19 protein-coding genes and 1 tRNA gene are annotated in these 17,296 nt (G+C 60.6%); 13 read left to right on the top strand and 7 right to left on the bottom strand.

Translation table 11 applies throughout. The annotated features are described in order from the left end of the window. Nucleotides 1-57 precede the first annotated feature (57 nt). From FLP30_RS12290 to FLP30_RS12280, 3 genes are all read right to left on the bottom strand, one after another. A complete protein-coding gene (locus tag FLP30_RS12290) occupies nt 58-1,974 on the bottom strand; it encodes a cobaltochelatase CobT-related protein (RefSeq protein ID WP_149280060.1) in 1,917 nt (638 codons plus the stop codon). Between the two features lie 22 nt (nt 1,975-1,996). Continuing rightward, nucleotides 1,997-3,004, bottom strand: a complete 1,008-nt coding sequence (locus tag FLP30_RS12285; protein WP_149280384.1) for an AAA family ATPase — start codon at nt 3,002-3,004, stop codon at nt 1,997-1,999. 72 nt (nt 3,005-3,076) lie between these two features. Further along, complete coding sequence (locus FLP30_RS12280) at nt 3,077-3,697, bottom strand: J domain-containing protein (RefSeq protein WP_149280059.1); 621 nt, start codon at nt 3,695-3,697, stop codon at nt 3,077-3,079. 50 nt (nt 3,698-3,747) lie between these two features. Between FLP30_RS12280 and FLP30_RS12275 the strand changes: the two genes are divergently transcribed. Further along, a complete protein-coding gene (locus FLP30_RS12275) occupies nt 3,748-4,086 on the top strand; it encodes a BolA family protein (protein WP_149280058.1) in 339 nt (112 codons plus the stop codon). After that, nucleotides 4,083-4,652, top strand: coding sequence for a hypothetical protein (locus tag FLP30_RS12270; RefSeq protein WP_149280057.1), 570 nt, complete (start codon nt 4,083-4,085; stop codon nt 4,650-4,652). The genes FLP30_RS12275 and FLP30_RS12270 overlap by 4 nt, the downstream gene beginning before the upstream one ends. Here FLP30_RS12270 and lipB read toward each other — a convergent pair. Next, entirely contained in the window at nt 4,624-5,334 is a 711-nt protein-coding gene (lipB, locus tag FLP30_RS12265) for a lipoyl(octanoyl) transferase LipB (protein WP_149280056.1), read from the bottom strand. The genes FLP30_RS12270 and lipB overlap by 29 nt on opposite strands. A 72-nt stretch (nt 5,335-5,406) precedes the next feature. Between lipB and FLP30_RS12260 the strand changes: the two genes are divergently transcribed. Continuing rightward, nucleotides 5,407-5,492, top strand: a tRNA-Leu gene (locus FLP30_RS12260). A gap of 198 nt (nt 5,493-5,690) precedes the next feature. On the opposite strand, the gene FLP30_RS14145 is transcribed toward FLP30_RS12260, so the two are convergent. Next, nucleotides 5,691-5,837: a hypothetical protein gene (locus FLP30_RS14145; protein WP_168200107.1), complete on the bottom strand. Its 147-nt coding sequence runs from the start codon at nt 5,835-5,837 to the stop codon at nt 5,691-5,693. A gap of 95 nt (nt 5,838-5,932) precedes the next feature. Here FLP30_RS14145 and galU point away from each other — a divergent pair, with 95 nt between their 5' ends. Beyond that, nucleotides 5,933-6,811 (top strand): UTP--glucose-1-phosphate uridylyltransferase GalU, encoded by an 879-nt coding sequence (gene galU, locus FLP30_RS12255; protein ID WP_149280055.1) that lies wholly within the window; start codon nt 5,933-5,935, stop codon nt 6,809-6,811. Nucleotides 6,812-6,816: 5 nt separating this feature from the next. Beyond that, nucleotides 6,817-8,226 (top strand): phosphoglucomutase/phosphomannomutase PgmG, encoded by a 1,410-nt coding sequence (pgmG, locus tag FLP30_RS12250; RefSeq protein ID WP_149280054.1) that lies wholly within the window; start codon nt 6,817-6,819, stop codon nt 8,224-8,226. 43 nt (nt 8,227-8,269) lie between these two features. Here the strand turns inward: pgmG and FLP30_RS12245 are convergent, their stop codons facing one another. Continuing rightward, entirely contained in the window at nt 8,270-9,136 is an 867-nt protein-coding gene (locus FLP30_RS12245; RefSeq protein ID WP_149280053.1) for a methyltransferase domain-containing protein, read from the bottom strand. Nucleotides 9,137-9,195: 59 nt separating this feature from the next. Here FLP30_RS12245 and FLP30_RS12240 point away from each other — a divergent pair, with 59 nt between their 5' ends. From FLP30_RS12240 to FLP30_RS12225, 4 genes are all read left to right on the top strand, one after another. Continuing rightward, a complete protein-coding gene (locus FLP30_RS12240; RefSeq protein WP_246856530.1) occupies nt 9,196-9,993 on the top strand; it encodes a ComF family protein in 798 nt (265 codons plus the stop codon). A 98-nt stretch (nt 9,994-10,091) separates the two neighbouring features. Further along, nucleotides 10,092-10,352: a glutaredoxin 3 gene (gene grxC / locus FLP30_RS12235; protein ID WP_149280052.1), complete on the top strand. Its 261-nt coding sequence runs from the start codon at nt 10,092-10,094 to the stop codon at nt 10,350-10,352. 36 nt (nt 10,353-10,388) lie between these two features. Continuing rightward, the gene (locus tag FLP30_RS12230; protein WP_149280051.1) at nt 10,389-10,868 is read left to right on the top strand and encodes a DUF1178 family protein; all 480 of its coding nucleotides are present in this window, start codon (nt 10,389-10,391) and stop codon (nt 10,866-10,868) included. A gap of 73 nt (nt 10,869-10,941) precedes the next feature. After that, nucleotides 10,942-11,412, top strand: a complete 471-nt coding sequence (locus FLP30_RS12225; RefSeq protein ID WP_246856529.1) for a DUF2147 domain-containing protein — start codon at nt 10,942-10,944, stop codon at nt 11,410-11,412. A gap of 42 nt (nt 11,413-11,454) precedes the next feature. On the opposite strand, the gene ubiG is transcribed toward FLP30_RS12225, so the two are convergent. Further along, the gene (gene ubiG, locus FLP30_RS12220) at nt 11,455-12,195 is read right to left on the bottom strand and encodes a bifunctional 2-polyprenyl-6-hydroxyphenol methylase/3-demethylubiquinol 3-O-methyltransferase UbiG (protein WP_149280049.1); all 741 of its coding nucleotides are present in this window, start codon (nt 12,193-12,195) and stop codon (nt 11,455-11,457) included. Nucleotides 12,196-12,371: 176 nt separating this feature from the next. Here ubiG and FLP30_RS12215 point away from each other — a divergent pair, with 176 nt between their 5' ends. The 4 genes from FLP30_RS12215 to ispG all read left to right on the top strand — a co-directional run bounded on the left by FLP30_RS12215 (nt 12,372) and on the right by ispG (nt 17,177). Beyond that, nucleotides 12,372-13,625 (top strand): aspartate kinase, encoded by a 1,254-nt coding sequence (locus FLP30_RS12215; protein ID WP_149280048.1) that lies wholly within the window; start codon nt 12,372-12,374, stop codon nt 13,623-13,625. Continuing rightward, a complete protein-coding gene (locus FLP30_RS12210; RefSeq protein ID WP_408834568.1) occupies nt 13,618-14,703 on the top strand; it encodes an NAD(P)H-dependent flavin oxidoreductase in 1,086 nt (361 codons plus the stop codon). The genes FLP30_RS12215 and FLP30_RS12210 overlap by 8 nt, the downstream gene beginning before the upstream one ends. Further along, nucleotides 14,696-15,883, top strand: a complete 1,188-nt coding sequence (locus FLP30_RS12205) for a helix-turn-helix domain-containing protein (protein WP_210419287.1) — start codon at nt 14,696-14,698, stop codon at nt 15,881-15,883. The genes FLP30_RS12210 and FLP30_RS12205 overlap by 8 nt, the downstream gene beginning before the upstream one ends. 133 nt (nt 15,884-16,016) lie before the next feature. Then, nucleotides 16,017-17,177 carry a flavodoxin-dependent (E)-4-hydroxy-3-methylbut-2-enyl-diphosphate synthase gene (gene ispG / locus FLP30_RS12200; protein ID WP_149280045.1) on the top strand — a complete coding sequence of 387 codons (1,161 nt, stop codon included), beginning with the start codon at nt 16,017-16,019 and terminating at the stop codon, nt 17,175-17,177. Nucleotides 17,178-17,296: the final 119 nt, after the last annotated feature.

Here is a 17,296-nt window from a genome sequence, read left to right as displayed (position 1 = left end):
ATGCGGGAGAGAATTCAGTGAGGCACATCTGTCTGCCCCTCACTGAAGCCGAGCCTGTCAGCGCTTTTTGCGGCCTAAAGGCTTGTCATCAAACAGGGCGGAGAGGGATTGCAGCATGGTCCCGCCCAGTTCCTCTGCATCGGTAATGGTGACAGCCCGCTGGTAGTAGCGGGTGACATCATGCCCGATGCCGATGGCTGTTAGTTCCACCGCGCTTTTGCTCTCAATCATGCGGATGACCTCGCGCAGATGGTCTTCCAGATAGGATGCCGGGTTGACGGACAGGGTGCTGTCATCCACCGGGGCACCGTCGGAAATCACCATCAGAATACGTCGGGCCTCAGGCCGCACTTTCAGGCGTTGCCAGGCCCAGAGCAGGGCTTCGCCATCAATGTTTTCTTTCAGCAACCCTTCGCGCAGCATCAGGCCAAGGTTGGCCCGCGCCCGCCGCCACGGTGTGTCGGCGGATTTGTAGATGATGTGGCGCAGGTCGTTCAGGCGGCCAGGGGTGGGGGGCTTGCCGTCCTGTAGCCAGAGTTCACGGCTTTGACCGCCTTTCCAGGCACGGGTGGTAAAGCCCAGAATTTCCACCTTCACGCCGCAGCGCTCGAGGGTGCGGGCCAGAATGTCCCCACAGGCTGCGGCGACGGAAATAGGCCGCCCACGCATGGAGCCCGAGTTGTCGATCAGGAGCGTGACAGCGGTATCGCGGAATTCGGTATCGCGTTCGCGCTTGCAGGACAGCGGCATCATGGGGTTGACCACAATGCGTGACAGCCTGCCCGCATCCAGCAGCCCATCTTCCTGATCGAACAGCCATGACCGTGTCTGCTGGGCCATCAGCCTGCGTTGCAGCCGGTTTGCCAGTCGTGAGACTACGCCATGCAGGGTTGCCAGTTGCAGATCGAGTTGCTGGCGCAGACGGGTCAGCTCCTCCGGGTCGCAGAGTTCCTCGGCCGGAATTTCCTCATCAAAGCGAGTTGTATAGGGGTGATAGCCCTTGGCGGTTTCACCCGGCTCGGCCTCGGGTTTCTGGCCGGGGCCTGCGGCCTCACCGTTTTCCTGTGCTGAGTCGGAATCCTGCTCGTCATCCTCCGTGCCGTCATCGGCACTGTCGCCACCGCCCGCCATCAACTGTGGCTGGGTGATGGTTTCTGACATATCAGGCTCGTCGTCCTGGCTGTCGTCATCCTGCGGGGCAGGGGGCTGGTCGGCTGTTTCTTCCGGCTGCTCCGTGTCGTCTGTCGCGGAGTCGTCGAGGGTTTCCTCGTCGGTGGGGGCGTCGTCCTCGGCAAGTGCGCAGGCGGCCAGCAACCGGCGAGAGGCACGGGCATAGGCGGCCTGGTTTTCCTGATTGGTGCTCAGGCCTGTCAGCGCATCCAGCGCCTGTTCGGGCAGGGTGGCCTTCCAGCGGGTGACGATGTCGCGTGCTTCGGGCGGCATAGGGGTGCCTGTCAGCATTTCCCGCGCTAGCAGTTCCAGCCCGATCACGGGCGAAAACTGCTCAAGGTCGGTCATGCGGTCCAGCCCGTAGGACCGGACTTCCTGCTCCAGCCGGTGGCGCAGGTTGGCTTCCACACCTTTCATATGGCGTGCGCCCAGAGCTTCAATTCTGGCCTGCTCCAGCGCGTCATAGACCTCACGCGCGGTTGTTTCGGCAGGCTGGCGGGCGGCATGCAGGGCAAAGTCGTGGTGTTTCAGGCGCAGGGCCTGAGCGTCGGCATCACCGCGCAGGCGTTGCCGTTCCTCATCATTGAGCGCAAGGGTCGGGGTTTGCAGCCGTATCTTGCCGCCTAGGCTGAGCGGGGCCAGCGGCATGTTGCCGCTGTGAAAGGACACATCAGCTTCCCGCTGCCCCCCCATGGCCCGGAGTGTGGCGGCGGTGGCCTGCCGGAAGGTGTCAGCCCTCTTTTCAGCCTCCTCCCGCGACAGGCGGGGGCCGGTATCGGCTGGTCCTTTTGTCTGCTCAGCCATGGGGCCTCCGCTGTGCTGGTGTTCAGGCAGTGCGGCCTGGCAATGGGCTGGTGTTGAAGCAGCGTTGATAATATTCCGCCACCATGCCGCGTTCTGCCTCGTCACATTTGTTGAGGAAGGTCAGGCGGAACGCAAAAGCCGTATCCTTGAAGATACGGTCGTTTTCCGCCCAGGCGATGACCGAACGCGGAGACATGACCGTGGACAGATCACCCGCCATGAACCCGGTCCGGGTCAGGGCTGCCAGTGCCACCATGTTGTTGATTTTTTCGTATTCAGCCTTGTCCTGGGGGCTGATGCCAAGGCGCGAACAGACAATGCCGACTTCCTGCTGATGGGGCAGGTAGTTGAGCGACGTGACAATGCTCCAGCGGTCCATCTGGCCCTGGTTGATCTGCTGTGTGCCGTGGTACAGGCCGGTCGTGTCACCCAGGCCCACGGTGTTGGCGGTGGCAAACAGGCGGAACCACGGGTGAGGGGTAATAACCCGGTTCTGGTCCAGCAGGGTCAGCTTGCCTTCCACTTCCAGAATACGCTGGATGACGAACATGACATCCGGGCGACCGGCATCGTACTCATCAAACACCAGGGCGCAGGGGCGTTGCAGGCACCAGGGCAGCAGCCCTTCCTGAAATTCGGTCACCTGCTGGCCATCCTGCACGACAATGGCGTCCTTGCCGATCAGGTCTATGCGTGACACGTGGCTGTCCAGATTGATGCGGATACACGGCCAGTTCAGCCGTGCGGCAATCTGCTCCACGTGGGAGGATTTGCCCGTGCCGTGAAAGCCCTGCACCATCACGCGGCGGTTGTACGTAAAGCCTGCCAGAATGGCCAGTGTGGTGTCGTGGTCGAACAGATAGGTCGGATCGATTACGGGCACATGGTCGGTGCGGGTGGAAAAAGCCGGAACCACCATGTCGGAGTCGATGCCAAACACCTCGCGGGCCGAAACCTGCAGGTCTGGGGCCGCAATGGCTGCAATGGGGGGCAGGTTGCTGGCGGGTGCCTCGGATGTGGTGTCAGTCATGGTCGTCCGTCTGTTCTGGGTGGTCGGGAAAGCCGCGTTATCCATCATGGTCTCAGCCATGATGATACATGCTCAGGCGGTTTTTTCGAGGTCTTCCGCAAGAAGATGGGTTTTCACGATCGTGAAAGCGACGTTGATGCGTTTGAGGCGCTCTTCCGCCTGCCGGTCACCGTTGTTGGTGTCAGGGTGGTGCTTGCGGGCCAGGACGCGGTACTGCGTTTTTGCATCTTCCAGAGAAACAGGCCACGCCAGCCCCAGTACGGCCAAAGGTTCGCGCAGGGCCATGGGGGCGCTGGGGGTGTCCTGCGCCTGTGCACGCGCGCGCTCGGCCCGCGCGCGGCGGTGGGTGCCAAGAATGTCCAGCGGGTCAAGGATATCCTCTTCCTGCGGGGTGGCGCGGCGGGTGGAGGTCGTGCCTGCCTGCCCGAATGTCCATGTTGGCCGGTCCCAGCTTGTGTCGGCGCGCAGATGCGCCTCAATCTGGCCGGGGCTCATGCCTTTGTAGTAATCCCACCGTGCATTATAGTCGCGTACGTGCTCCAGACAGAACCAGTAATACTGGTTCAGCGTATCGCGGGAGCGGGGCGCGCGGTATCCGGCCGCTTTTTCACAGCCAGGCATGTCGCAGCAGCGTTCCGGCGCGTTTGGGTCCGGATCGAATGCGCGGGGGCGGGTGTTCCTTCGCTTCGTCATTTCCTGTTATTTGCGTTGCAAACGCGTCAGTCGCAAGAGGTTAACACTGCATGACCGCTCTTCCTGAGTCAGTATCCCCCTCTGGTAACGAGGGGCCGCGTGTTGCGCGGGTCAGGGCAACGCTCGTGGCGCTGCTTCATCCGCAAAGGCTCGACATCCAAGACGACAGCCACCGACACGCCCACCACAAGGCCATGGTGCGCGGCCCGGAGGCTGGCGCGACGGAAACCCATTTGCGTGTGCATGTGGTGTCCCAGGCGTTTGCAGGGGTGAACCGCGTTGCCCGCTCGCGCATGGTGCATGACGCTCTGGCAGATGAACTGGCCAGCGGCCTGCACGCTCTGGCGCTGACACTGCGCACCCCGGACGAGGAAGGGCAACTGGCATGACAGCCCGAGTCCCGGTTATGCGGGCACTGGCGTTTGTCCTGCCCTTCGTGCTGGCAGCCTGTGCCACGCCGGAGGGGGGGCAGAGCCCGTCCGACAGGGCGGCGGTTCATCAGGTGGAAGGATATTTCCAGACTGTTGACCTGGAATCGGTGCCTTTTGTGCAGGCATGGCCAGATGGCGCACGCGGGGCGGGCACGCTGAGCTATCACCCCGGCGCATTGTCCATGCACTTTACCCAGCCCCATGTGATGGACCTGACAGCGCAGGGGCGGCATGCTGTCTTTACCGACAGCCAGACCGGGGCGGAGACCCATCTGGGGTTGGCGCACAACCCGCTTGGGCTCCTGCTGGACAACCCCATGCGGCTGTCGGGGCCTGTAACGGTGACGGACGTCCAGCATGGGGCGGATGGCCTGCTGCAACTGTCGCTGACCCGCACCGACAATCCTTCCCAAGGGTTGGTGACGTTGCGTTTCAGAACGGTGGCGGGCCATCTGAGCCTTTATGAGGCCCGCATTGTGGATGAGCGTCGCAGAGTTACGCTGATTGATCTTGAAGCGCCGTAACGGCCACTTCCTGCAAGGCTGAGGGCGTGCTGCCAAAAACAGTGCGCCATGACGCCACAAGTGCGGCGTCCAGTTCCGCCATGGTGGTGCGCAGGCCCAGCTTGTGCAGGCTGGTCACGCCGTAGTCCCTGATGCCGCAGGGGACGATTCCTTCAAAGTCGGACAGGCGTGGGTTCACATTGATCGCTACCCCATGCCAACTGACCCAGCGGGAAACCCGCACACCAATGGCGGCGATTTTTTCTTCCTGACCGGTTGTGGGGTTTGCAACCCACACGCCGACACGGCCCTCGCGCACTTCCCCCGTCACGCCAAACTGCGCCAGTGCCGTTATGATCCAGCGTTCCAGCGCCTGCACATAGGCACGCAGGTCCTTGGCGGGCAGGTCTCCATGGGGTTGGTTGAGGTCAAGCATGGCATAGGCCGTGCGCTGCCCCGGTCCATGGTACGTCCACTGCCCACCCCGGCCTGCATGATACGTTGGGTATCCTGCGGGGTTGAACAGGTCTTCCTCCCGCGATGATGTGCCAGATGTGTAGAGTGGCGGGTGTTCCAGCAGCCATATCCGTTCCTGAGCAGTCTGGGCGCGAATATCGCGCGCGATCTGCTCCATCCGGGCGAGGGCTTGTGGGTAGGAAACTTCTTTTTTGCTTATTTCCCACAAAATTTGGTCTTTGGTCATTGCCGCCTGTCTGTTGTTCGGTTATAGGCTTCTCACCACACGGTATCGCCTTTTTGGTACCTGTTGTCACGTGCGGTCGTGGCGGAATGGTAGACGCGCAAGCTTGAGGTGCTTGTGGGGGAAACCTCGTGGAAGTTCGAGTCTTCTCGACCGCACCATTTTTTCTAAAAATAGTATTGCCATAAACGGTATAGCCCCATGGAAACCCATGGGACCATGCCGCTTTTGGTGTTTTTTTGGCCCCTGTTGGCCTTTTCCCATTTTTGTGCTGCTGTTGTCACAATCATGACAAATCTTTCCCGGTAATTGGAAATGTCTTCACGGCGGGAGATGTGTCAGAAAGTTACAGGGCTGATTCAGGCATTCGCAGGCAGGAACGGGTAGAGGGTGTGCCGGATGGAAAAACCATAGGCACACACCACCACCGCGCCAGGTTTGATGATTTTTGAAAAGCCCCAAGGCGTCATGGGGGTGGGGTATGGCGTTACTGTTGCCAGAGGCACCGGCTACGCCCCTGCCCATGACGATGAATCGGATTGCATAAGCTGCGGGCCGGTTCGGAAATATGTTCAACTTGATTTTTTAAGGTGTTGCATTCGTGTCTAGCCCCAAGCCTTTACGTAAAGCAGTCCTCCCTGTCGCCGGATTGGGAACGCGCTTTTTGCCGGCGACCAAGGCCATGCCCAAGGAAATGCTGCCTGTCGTTGACAAGCCGCTGATCCAGTATGCCATTGACGAGGCGCGCGCCGCGGGGATTGAGGAATTCTGCCTGATTACAGGCCGTGGCAAGGATTCCCTGATCGACTATTTTGATATTGCCTATGAACTGGAAAGCACCCTCAAGGAACGGAACAAGACCGACTGCCTGAACGCGCTGGCCCCCAGCGCCATCAAGGCCGGGTCGCTCATTGCCGTGCGGCAGCAGGAGCCGCTGGGCCTTGGCCATGCGATCTGGTGCGCGCGTACATTTATCGGCAACGATCCCTTTGCCATCCTGCTGCCTGACGACATGGTGCGCGCCCCCGTTGGCTGCCTCAAGCAGTTGGTGGATGCTTATAACGAGACGGGCGGCAACGTTGTGGCGGTCTCGGAAGTGCCGCGTGAGCATACCAGCCGTTACGGTATTCTGGATGTCGGGTCGGACAACGGCCACCTGGTTGAGGTCAAGGGGCTGGTTGAAAAACCCAAGCCGGAAGACGCCCCCTCCAACCTGTCGATCATTGGCCGCTATATCCTGACAGCCGACATCATGCCCCATCTGGGCAAGCTTGAACGCGGCGCGGGTGGTGAAGTGCAGCTGACCGATGCCATGGCCAAGATGATCGGGCATGTGCCCTTCCACGGCGTGCGCTACGAAGGCACACGGTATGACTGCGGCGACAAGCTTGGCTTCCTTGAAGCCCAGATCGCCTTTGCCCTCGAACGCCCCGAACTGGCTGATGGCGTCCGGGAATTCCTCAAGCGTTACGTTGGGTAATATAAATGTCGTTTTCTCATAATTTCGATCCGACCAGCCTGCGTGAATATGATATCCGCGGGATTGTTGGCAAAACCCTCAGCGCTGAGGATGCCTTTGCCATCGGGCGTACGTTTGGCAGTCTAGTGCGTCGCAACAACGGCAAGCTTGTTGTGGTCGGCTATGATGGTCGCCTGTCTTCCCCCATGCTGGAAGAAGCTCTGGTTCAGGGTGTTGCTGAGTGTGGGCTGGAGGTTGTGCGGGTTGGCCGTGGCCCCACGCCCATGCTGTATTACGCCTCATCCGCGCTGAAGGCCGATGGGGCCATTATGGTCACGGGCAGCCATAACCCGCCGGACTATAACGGCTTCAAGATGATGCTGGCGGGCAAGCCCTTCTTTGGTGAGCAGATTCGCGAACTGGGTGAGCTTGCTGCCAAGGGTGACGTTGTCACGCTGGAAAAAGGCAGCGTGCGGGAAGTTGACCTGCGCGAAGAGTATGTTCAGCGTCTGGTCCGTGACTATGACGGCGGCGAGCGCAAGCTCAAGATCGTCTGGGACAACGGCAATAGCTCGGCTGGTGAGGTGCTGGAAGATCTGGTGGCACTGCTGCCGGGCGAGCATATTGTGCTCAATGCCAAGATTGACGGCACATTCCCGGCCCACCACCCCGACCCCACGGTTGCCAAGAACCTCGAGCAGCTTATCAGCGTTGTGCGTGATAACGGTGCTGATCTTGGTATTGCCTTTGATGGTGATGCCGACCGTATCGGTATTGTGGACAATCAGGGCGAGATCCTGTGGGGGGATCAGATTCTGGTCCTTCTTGCGCGTGATGTGCTCAAGACCCACCCTGGTGCCACCATTATTGCCGACGTCAAAGCCAGCCAGGTGCTGTTTGATGAAGTGGCACGCGCAGGCGGCAAGCCGCTGATGTGGCGTACCGGCCACTCCCTCATCAAATCCAAGATGGCGGAAACGGGCTCTCCTCTTGCGGGCGAAATGTCCGGCCACATCTTCTTCGCTGACAAGTGGTACGGGTTTGATGATGCCCTGTACGCAGGCGTTCGCGCCCTGGGTATTGTCGCACGGATGGATGAACCTCTGTCGGTGTTCCGCGAGGCCCTGCCGTTGACCATTTCCACCCCGGAGGTCCGCTTTAATTGCGATGACCGCCGCAAGTTTGAAGTGATCGAGGAAGTGGCGGCCCGCCTCAAGGCGGAGGGGGCGGATGTCTCCGGTATTGATGGTGTGCGCGTCAACACAGCCGATGGCTGGTGGCTGCTGCGTGCGTCCAACACGCAGGCCGTGCTGGTGGCCCGTGCGGAAGGCCGCGATGCTGCCGGGCTTGACCGCTTGAAGGCTGCGCTGGTGGCCCAGCTGGAGCAGTCCGGTCTGGAAAAGCCTGACTTTTCAGGCAATAACGCAGGCCACTAAGTCCAAGGCTTCGCCCTGTCAGCCATGACGGGGCGGAGCGTTTTTATCCCTTCGGTGACGTTGGGGTAAAAACATCGTTCAGGTTTGTGTCAAACTGCCCCGGTGTGGCCGCTTTGGGCTGTGATGGGTCAGGGGCCCAGCCTGACAGAATGGCCATATGCAGGGGCATGGCAAAGTGGCCTTCTGCGTTGCTTTCCAGCTCTGCTGCGGCAGCAGCAAACAGCATGCGGGGCGCTGTCGTGCGTGTACGCAGGGTCAGGGCGTTGTTTTCACCCGCAGCCCGCAGGTCCGCCATCAGGGCCCGGAGTGAGCGGTAGCGCAGGTCCAGGCTTTCGTGGTCAACCACAGGGAGCGCGAAGCCCGCCCGTTGGAGCAGGGTCACACAGCTCTGCTGGGTCGGGAGGGGTGAAACGCGGGGGGAAACCCCATCACACAAAGCCAGTTCAGCATTGTCCAGTGCGTTCCGCAGGGGCCGCAAGGTGGGCAGTATGGGCATGCTGGCCAGAAACAGCCCATCGGGCCGTAGAGCATGGCGGATCTGGCTGAAAATTCCCGGTAAGTCGTTCACCCAGTGCAGGGCCAGATTGGCAATGACCAGATCAAAGCTATGGGGTGCAAAGGGGAGTGTATCCATGTCAGCGCAGAGGGCGGGTGGCGGAGCCTGCCTTGCCTGATCGGGTGCGCTATCAAGGGACACAACAGGAATGTTTCGCTCTGCCAGTGCAGTGGCAATCAGGCCGCGCCCGCCAATATCCAGCGCAGAGGTAAATTGCCGGGCAACATCATCCAGTCGATCAAGCAGAATGCCAGCGGCTGCATCCAGAATCGGCGTTACGGTATGCTGGAGCCGTGCGGCACGATTACGATGGCGGCGTACAGCTTTGAAATCGAAGATATCCGGTACAGTCATGAGGTCATGATGTGCGCGTTTCTACGAGGTTTGCCAAGCGCTGGATGGGTGGGAAGGGTATGACCAGACCCGCCATGTTCAGGCGGGTCTGGCACGCCCTGCTGGATTTACTCTACCCACCGTCCTGCCTGTCCTGCGGGGCAGATGTCACACAGGCGGGCCTGCTGTGTGGGCCGTGTCTGGTGCAGTCACAGCCTGTGGTACAGCCTTTTTGCCGCACGTGTGCAACGCCACAAGTGTCGCAGGCGATGTTGGGGGATGGGGGGTGTTGCCCTGCGTGCGAGCGCCATCCTCCGCTCTGGGGGCAGGCACGGGCGGCTTTTGTTTACACGCCGGTTATCCGCAGTCTGGTCTTGCAGCTCAAATATGCTGACCGGCTGGAAAACGCTGCCTTTCTGGGGCAGCGCATGGTGCATGCAGGGGCGGATATGCTCAGGCCCGGTGTGCTGCTGGTACCGGTGCCCGTGCATAGGTGGCGGCTGTTGCGGCGTGGGTATAATCAGGCGGCCTTGCTGGCCGCGCACATAGCGCGTCGTGGCGGATTTGAGCATGTGCCAGATGCCCTGGTCAGGCAGCGGGCGACAGCCAGCCTCGCCCGTTTCTCGCGCGAGGCGCGCTGGGTGGAGGTTGAGCATGCCATGACTGTGCGGGCAACCCGCCGCAACCAGATTGCAGGCAGGCATGTGGTGCTTGTTGATGACCTGCTGACCACAGGGGCGACCGCGACGGCCTGTGTGGCGGCCTTGCAGCAGGCAGGGGCTGCCCGCGTTGACCTTCTCGTCGCGGCAGTTGTTCCCGCGCGGGAGGAAGTTGATATAAGCCTGCTGGATATGCCAAAGCCTGCTTCCCATATGTAAGAGGCTGTTTCAGAAAGTCATAAAGGCTGCTCAGGTGGGTATGGCCTGCCGGGCTGAGAGCTTATTTTACGCCAGAACAAACCAACAGGAGACATGGAATGCCGCAGATCGAAATTTATACGCAGCCGGGTTGCCCATACTGCATTCGGGCTGTTGGCCTGCTGGAAAGCAAGAAGGTTGATTTCAAGGAAATCAATGCTCCCAGAGGTACCAAGGAACGAGAGGAATCTATCGAGCGTTCAGGGGGGCGGACAACAGTTCCGCAGGTTTTTGTCGACGGCCAGCTTATTGGTGGGTGTGATGACCTGATGGCTCTGGAGCGTCAGGGGCAGCTTGATGCCAAACTTGGCCTTGGCTGACACAATGCCTGACAGCCAGCGAAAGGGCGGAAAGGAATGATCTGTTATCGCCTGCACTGTGCTGCCGGGCATGAGTTTGAGGGCTGGTACAGGGATAGCGCCACCTTTGCGCGCCTGCGTGAAGGGGGGCTGCTGTCCTGCCCCGATTGCGGGTCAGCCAGGGTCGAGCAGGCTCCGATGGCTCCGGCCATTGTCAAAGGTGGACGCAAGCCACCCGCCTCGGCCCCCCAGCAGCCAGAGGCCTCCGTGCCAGTTGCTGCGGCAGGAGTTGCACCGCAAGCTCAGACTGTGGTGCCCGATGCTATGTTGGGGGCCATGCGCCGTGTGCGTGAGGCTATTGAAGAAAATTGCGAAAATGTCGGGCGCAATTTTGCGGATGAGGCATTGCGCATGCACCATGGCGAAGCTCCCCAGCGCGGCATATATGGTGATATGACCAGCAGTGACCGTGAACTTCTGGAAGATGAAGGTGTTGAATTCCATACCGTGCCCTGGGTACGCAAGGCGGATGGCTAAGGCCTTTTAAACCAGCTACCGTGCCCTGTGAGCGGAAATACGCATGAACATAATCCCAAGGGAGAATGGACGTATGGCGGGTTTGACCAGTTTTGTCCGTGTTGGTGTGTTGGGGCTTTGCCTGGCTGCGGGGTTGACCGGGGCAGGGCAGGCGCGTGCGGCGGCGGGTGAGGCCCTGATGGGCTATTGGCTCAGTCAGGACCACGATGGTGTGTTCAAGGTTGAGCGCTGTGGAGATACGGTCTGCGGCACGCTGGTAGGCATGCGTTACGATGGCACCGATATTCCCCATGGGTATGATGGCCGTCCGGAATGTAATATCCGCATGTTGACGGATTTTAGGCCTCTGTCGGGCGATAGCGGGCGTCTGGGTGGGCATATTCTCGACCCGGACAGCGGGCATGTTTACAATGCCCAGATCTGGTCGCCCAAGCCTGATGTTCTCAAACTGCGGGGCTATCTCGGCCTGCCCATTTTTGGGGAAACCCAGACATGGACCCGCTATACCGGTGGCCCCATGGGGCCGATGTGCAAAATGCCCTGACAGAGCCCGCGGCAAACCCGGCTGTAGCCGGGTGCCTGCGTGTCAGTCTTTCCGAAAAGCCGCGATGTAATTGATCCCCATGTCGCGGCTTTCCTTCCAGCCACTGGGGCTTGGGGCCATGCCCGCGATGGCGGTTGTGTGTAGTCCGGCAGCCCGCGCATACTGGGCCAGTTCCGACGGGCGGATGAACTTGCGCCAGTCATGCGTGCCAACAGGCAGAAGCCTCAGCAGATATTCGGCTCCGACTTTGCCAACCGCGAAGGATCGCAGCGTGCGGTTCATGGTGGAAATCACAACCGTGCCGCCTGGGCGCACCAGTTGGGCCAGCATGTGGGTGAACTGCGCGGGGTCGGTCACATGTTCGATAATCTCAAACGCCACGACAGCATCAAAAGTCTGCCGCTCTTCCACAAGGGTTTCGGCACTGCCACAGCGGTATTCCAGCGGGCCTGCGGTGGCGGGCAGGGGCGTGCTGTCCAGATGGGCGCGTGCGGCAGCAATACCGTTGGCTGAGGCATCAAGCCCCAGCACATCGTATCCTTCCTTGGCCAGAGCCTCGCTCGCAATGCCCGCGCCGCAGCCGATATCGAGCACTCTGGCCCTGCGTGCGGTCGCGCCGCGCAAAGGCAGGTGGCGTGCTGCCCAGGCAATACGCAGCGTATTCATGGCATGCAGTGGGCGCATGGGGCCGCTGGGGTCCCACCATTGCTCCGCCAGTGCACTGAAACGGGTGATTTCCTCGTCCGAGACCGATGAGACTGGCTGGCTGTTGGTGGCGTTCATGCAACAAATTCCTTTCCTGCTGGTCTCCCCGCTGGACGAAAGGGGGCCGGGAAGGTTATGTGACGCGCCTTGTAAAGCTGTGCAACTGTTCCGATGTGCCTTTTCTTCCCCGTCACATCAGGAAGAAAGCAGAGCGGACAGTATTTTTTGCGGCGTGTCTGGTGGAGAATAAAGCTATGTCCGGTTCCACACCCCGGATTGTCATGAAATTCGGCGGGACATCCGTGGGGGATCTCGACCGTATCAGGGCGGTTGCCCAACGCGTCAAGAAACAGAAAGACGCGGGCTGCGATGTGCTGGTGGTGGTTTCGGCCATGGCGGGGGAAACCAACCGCCTGGTGGGGTACTGTCAGGCGCTGTCCCCTCTGCATGATCCGATGGAATACGATTCGATTGTTGCCACGGGTGAGCAGGTTACCAGTGGGCTGCTGGCCATTGCCTTGCAGGCGCTGGGTGTGCCTTCGCGCTCATTCGCCGGGTGGCAGGTGCCGATCCGCACGGATTCGCTGCATGGCAAAGCCAGTCTGGACACAATCGACGGCACCCGTCTGCTGGGCTGCATGGCCGAAGGCATTGTGCCCGTGGTTGCAGGCTTTCAGGGTGTTGCGCCGGACGAGCGGGTTTCGACCTTGGGGCGGGGTGGGTCTGATACGTCGGCGGTTGCGCTGGCTGCGGCCATCAAGGCCGACCGCTGCGACATCTACACGGATGTGGACGGCATATACACGACAGACCCCCGGATTGTTTCCAAGGCCCGCAAGCTCGACAAGGTAACGTACGAGGAAATGCTGGAACTGGCATCGGTCGGTGCCAAGGTCTTGCAGACACGGAGCGTGGGGCTGGCCATGCGCGCGGGTGTGCGTGTGCAGGTGCTGTCCAGCTTTATGGATGGCCCGGCGGTGATGGAAGGGCAGTTGCCCGGATCTCTGGTGGTGGATGAGGACGAAATCGTGGAAAAAAAACTGGTTACCGGCATCGCCTATTCCCGTGACGAAGCCAAGGTGTCGATCCGGCGTATCCCTGACCGGCCGGGCATTGCCGCCGCCATTTTTGGCCCGCTGAGCGAAGCCAACGTGAATGTGGACATGATTGTCCAGAGCACGGGTGCTGACGGCACCACCAATATGACCTTCACCACCAGCAAGACCGACCTACCGCGGGCTATCAGCGTGCTGGAAAGCGTGCGGCAAGCCGTGCAGTACGAAGAAGTGGCGACAGACCCGGATATTGTTAAGGTCAGTGTTGTTGGCACAGGCATGCGCTCGCACGCAGGTGTTGCCAGCACGATGTTCCGCACACTGTCCGAGCGTTCCATCAACATCCAGGCGATTTCCACCAGCGAGATCAAGGTGTCGGTGCTGGTTGCGGCTGACTATGCGGAACTTGCTGTCCGGGCGCTGCATACAGCATATGGGCTGGATGATGTCTGAGGTTCTGGCACCCGAGCAAACCGAAGCCCCGACAGAGGCTGAACGCCAGCGCGCCCGGCGTGCGCTCGACCGGCTGTGGCAGAAGGGGGCTGAATTTCTTGGCACACCTTACGCCATTCTGGGCGGAGCCATGTCCTGGCTGAGTGAGCGGCACCTTGTGTCGGCCATCTCCAACGCGGGTGGGTTTGGTGTTATCGCCTGTGGGGCCATGGAGCCTGCGCGTCTGGCGGAAGAAATCGCCGCGACCCGCGCCATGACGGACCGCCCCTTTGGCGTCAACCTGATCACGATGCACCCGCAGCTTGATGAACTGGTTGAGGTCTGCCTTCAGGCTGGTGTTGGGCATATCGTGCTGGCAGGGGGTATCCCCCCCGGTGCCGCCATCAAGCGCATCAAGGACGGTGGGGCCAAGGTTATCGCCTTTGCTCCGGCCTTTGTGCTGGCCAAACGGCTCGTTCGCATGGGGGTGGATGCCCTTGTGATCGAGGGGGCCGAAGCTGGTGGTCATATTGGTCCGGTCTCTCTGACGGTGCTGGCGCAGGAAATTCTGCCCCATATCCAGAATGTGCCCGTATTTGTGGCTGGTGGGCTTGGTCGTGGGGATGCCCTGCTGTCCTATCTGGAGCAGGGGGCAGCAGGCGGTCAGTTCGGGACGCGCTTTGCCGCAGCGGCAGAAAGCATTGCACACGAGAATTTCAAGAAGGCATTTGTCCGGGCCGCCGCCCGCGATGCCGTCACATCGGTGCAGTTGGACGAGCGTTTTCCCGTTATTCCCGTTCGGGCACTGAGCAATGCCGGGGGGCGCGAGTTTGTGGCCCATCAGGCCGAGGTTATCCGTCGCTTTCAGGGCGGGGAACTCACGCGTGAGGAAGCCCAGCTTGATATCGAACATTTCTGGGCCGGGGCATTGCGCCGCGCCGTGATTGATGGCGATGTCGAGCGCGGCTCCGTCATGGCGGGTCAGTCCGTGGGCATGGTTGGTTCGGTTCAGCCTGTGGCGCAGATTATTGCTGACCTGATTGATCAGGCCGTGGTAGCTCTGGTCCGTCAACAACGACGTATGGATGCTGATGGCTGAAAACGCCCACGGAGCCGAGCCGGGGCAGAACGCCCCGCAGTTGCCTTTACCCGACGTGGCGGCGCTGGGTGTGGGTGAGGCTTTGCGTAGGCGCCGCGAACAGCTTGGCTGGTCAGTGCACGATGTAGCCACATGGCTGCGTATCCGTGACTTGTATATTGATGCGCTGGAAACAGGTAAATCCAGCGTACTTCCAGCCGAGGTCTATACCCTGGGCTTCCTGCGTACATACGCGCAGGCGCTGGGTTTTGATGCTTCCGTGCTTGTGGGGCGTTACCGGCAGGAAAGCCGCAACACCATACACAAGCCGGTTCTGGACTTTCCAGACCCACCGCCCGACCGCCGCCTGACCCCTGCGGTGTCTATTTCACTGGGGCTGGCAGTCGTCGTGGCCAGCTATGTGGGCTGGTATTATTTTGTCGGGCATACCCCACCCGTGCCAGAGCATGTGCCCTCTGTGGCCAGCCTGATGCCTGGTGAGACGGGGCATAACGCGCCATCACCACAGGTGGCTTCCATCCTGCCTGAAAAGGCAGGGCCGCAGCCGTTGCCGAAGCCTGAAATACCCGCACCTCTGGTTGCAACTGAGGCTGAAGCGCCTGCTGTCGCAGGGGCAGGTCCGGCGGCACCGTCATTTGTCCAACCCGGTCCAGTCCCGGCAGAGGTGACCCCAAGTGCGGATGTACCTCCTCCAGCGCCAGTCGGGCAGGATGCCCAGATTGTGCTCAAGGCGCAGGGGACAAGCTGGGTGCAGGTCAAGGACGGGCAGGGGAAAGTGGTGTATGACCACGTCCTGCATGCGGGTGATGACTGGTCGGTCCCTGCGGATAATGGGCCATATAGCCTGACCGTCGGCAATGCCGGGGGCGTGGTGCTTGTGGCCGATGGTCTGACAACCCAGCCACTGGGCCGCAATGGTGCCGTACGCAGGAACATCGCGCTGACTGCCCAGACCGTGCGTGATGGTTCCGTGGGTGGTGGGCAGGACGCACCTGTGCTAGTGAAGACAAAAGCCGATGCCTCGGTCCCTGATGTGGCGGCAGTTGTGCCTTCTGCCAACGGGCAGTCTGGTTCTGTTAAGCCGCGCCAGCCCGCGCGAGCGGACAAAGCGCCAAAACAGCCAGAGCCCAGCGCAGATGACCTGAATGCCCGCCAGCTTAGGGGGATGGGCGCACAGTGACATGGCTTGTTCCATCCTTTGCGGGTAGTCAGGTCGCTCTGGCTTTGGCAGGACAACTTTCAACCTCAAGGGCATGCCGTGCCGCCGAAAACGGTTGTGCCCGGCAACTGTCGTTTCGACAAAAGGATGCAAGATGAGCGGCTACCGGCCTTACCAGTATATTGAGCGTCGGAAATCCCGGCAGATCCATGTCGGCAAGGTCGCCGTCGGTGGGGATGCCCCTATTTCCATCCAGACCATGACCAACACTCTGACGAGCGACGCCAAGGCGACAATCGAGCAGATCCGCCGTGCAGAGGTGGCCGGGGTCGATATCGTCCGCGTTTCCTGTCCGGATGAAGAAAGCACGGCAGCGCTGGCCGAGATCGTTCGCGAAGTGAACGTGCCAATCGTTGCGGATATCCACTTCCACTACAAGCGCGCGATTGAGGCTGCACAGGCTGGTGCGGCGTGCCTGCGTATCAACCCCGGCAACATCGGTAGCCCGGAGCGTGTGCGCGAGGTGGTGAAAGCCGCCAAGGATTATGGCTGTTCCATCCGTATTGGTGTGAATGCCGGGTCGCTTGAAAAGCATCTGCTTGAAAAATACGGCGAACCTAACCCCGAAGCACTGGTTGAAAGTGCTCTGGAACACGCAAAAATTCTTGAAGATCATGACTTCCGTGAATTCAAGATCAGCGTGAAGGCGTCGGACGTGTTCATGGCTGTTGCGGCATACCAGCAGTTGGCTGATGCCTGCGATTACCCGCTGCACATTGGCATTACCGAGGCTGGCAGCAAGCGCGCAGGCACGGTCAAGTCATCCATTGGGCTTGGCAACCTGCTGTGGGCTGGGATTGGTGATACCATGCGTGTCTCCCTTTCCGCCGCGCCGGAAGAAGAAGTGCTGGTTGGCTGGGATATCCTAAAATCCCTGGGGCTGCGCCATCGTGGGGTCAAGATCATTTCCTGCCCGTCCTGTGCGCGACAGGGCTTTAACGTGATCGAAACCGTGCAGACGCTGGAAGATCGCCTGGCCCATATCAAGACCCCGCTGACCCTGTCGATCATCGGCTGCGTGGTGAACGGTCCGGGTGAGGCCCTGCTGACAGACTTGGGTGTGACGGGTGGTGGCTCTGGCCGCCACATGGTGTATGCCGCAGGCAAGCAGGACCACACCATTGCCGCTGGTGACATGATCAGCCACGTCGTGGATCTGGTTGAACAGCGCGTAGCCGCCATTGAGGCGGAAGAAGCCGCAGCCAAGCTGCAGGGCGAAGCCCAGGCGCTGCCTGACATGGCATCCGCCAACTGAATGTCTGACGTTCTGCCTCGACCAGAGTAGTGGTTGGGGCAGAAGCAGGCATCATCCCCTCATTTTAGAAAAACAGGGCAGTTTTCCTTCTGTGATGAGGGAGAATGCCGACCAGAACA

The sequence above is a fragment of the Acetobacter vaccinii genome (genome assembly GCF_008365315.1).
In the GTDB taxonomy this organism is placed as follows: Bacteria; Pseudomonadota; Alphaproteobacteria; order Acetobacterales; family Acetobacteraceae; genus Acetobacter; species Acetobacter vaccinii.
Note: the sequence above shows the minus strand (reverse complement) of the source record. Positions and strands in the feature narration are given on the sequence as shown.

Excerpts from the sequence above, each read along its gene's own strand:
- FLP30_RS12290 (WP_149280060.1), bottom strand. The coding sequence starts at position 1,974 with ATGGCTGAGCAGACAAAAGGACCAGCCGATACCGGCCCCCGCCTGTCG.
- FLP30_RS12285 (WP_149280384.1), bottom strand. The coding sequence starts at position 3,004 with ATGACTGACACCACATCCGAGGCACCCGCCAGCAACCTGCCCCCCATT.
- FLP30_RS12280 (WP_149280059.1), bottom strand. The coding sequence starts at position 3,697 with ATGACGAAGCGAAGGAACACCCGCCCCCGCGCATTCGATCCGGACCCA.
- FLP30_RS12275 (WP_149280058.1), top strand. The coding sequence starts at position 3,748 with ATGACCGCTCTTCCTGAGTCAGTATCCCCCTCTGGTAACGAGGGGCCG.
- FLP30_RS12270 (WP_149280057.1), top strand. The coding sequence starts at position 4,083 with ATGACAGCCCGAGTCCCGGTTATGCGGGCACTGGCGTTTGTCCTGCCC.
- lipB (WP_149280056.1), bottom strand. The coding sequence starts at position 5,334 with ATGACCAAAGACCAAATTTTGTGGGAAATAAGCAAAAAAGAAGTTTCC.
- pgmG (WP_149280054.1), top strand. The coding sequence starts at position 6,817 with ATGTCGTTTTCTCATAATTTCGATCCGACCAGCCTGCGTGAATATGAT.
- FLP30_RS12245 (WP_149280053.1), bottom strand. The coding sequence starts at position 9,136 with ATGACTGTACCGGATATCTTCGATTTCAAAGCTGTACGCCGCCATCGT.
- FLP30_RS12240 (WP_246856530.1), top strand. The coding sequence starts at position 9,196 with ATGACCAGACCCGCCATGTTCAGGCGGGTCTGGCACGCCCTGCTGGAT.
- grxC (WP_149280052.1), top strand. The coding sequence starts at position 10,092 with ATGCCGCAGATCGAAATTTATACGCAGCCGGGTTGCCCATACTGCATT.
- FLP30_RS12230 (WP_149280051.1), top strand. The coding sequence starts at position 10,389 with ATGATCTGTTATCGCCTGCACTGTGCTGCCGGGCATGAGTTTGAGGGC.
- FLP30_RS12225 (WP_246856529.1), top strand. The coding sequence starts at position 10,942 with ATGGCGGGTTTGACCAGTTTTGTCCGTGTTGGTGTGTTGGGGCTTTGC.
- ubiG (WP_149280049.1), bottom strand. The coding sequence starts at position 12,195 with ATGAACGCCACCAACAGCCAGCCAGTCTCATCGGTCTCGGACGAGGAA.
- FLP30_RS12215 (WP_149280048.1), top strand. The coding sequence starts at position 12,372 with ATGTCCGGTTCCACACCCCGGATTGTCATGAAATTCGGCGGGACATCC.
- FLP30_RS12210 (WP_408834568.1), top strand. The coding sequence starts at position 13,618 with ATGTCTGAGGTTCTGGCACCCGAGCAAACCGAAGCCCCGACAGAGGCT.
- FLP30_RS12205 (WP_210419287.1), top strand. The coding sequence starts at position 14,696 with ATGGCTGAAAACGCCCACGGAGCCGAGCCGGGGCAGAACGCCCCGCAG.
- ispG (WP_149280045.1), top strand. The coding sequence starts at position 16,017 with ATGAGCGGCTACCGGCCTTACCAGTATATTGAGCGTCGGAAATCCCGG.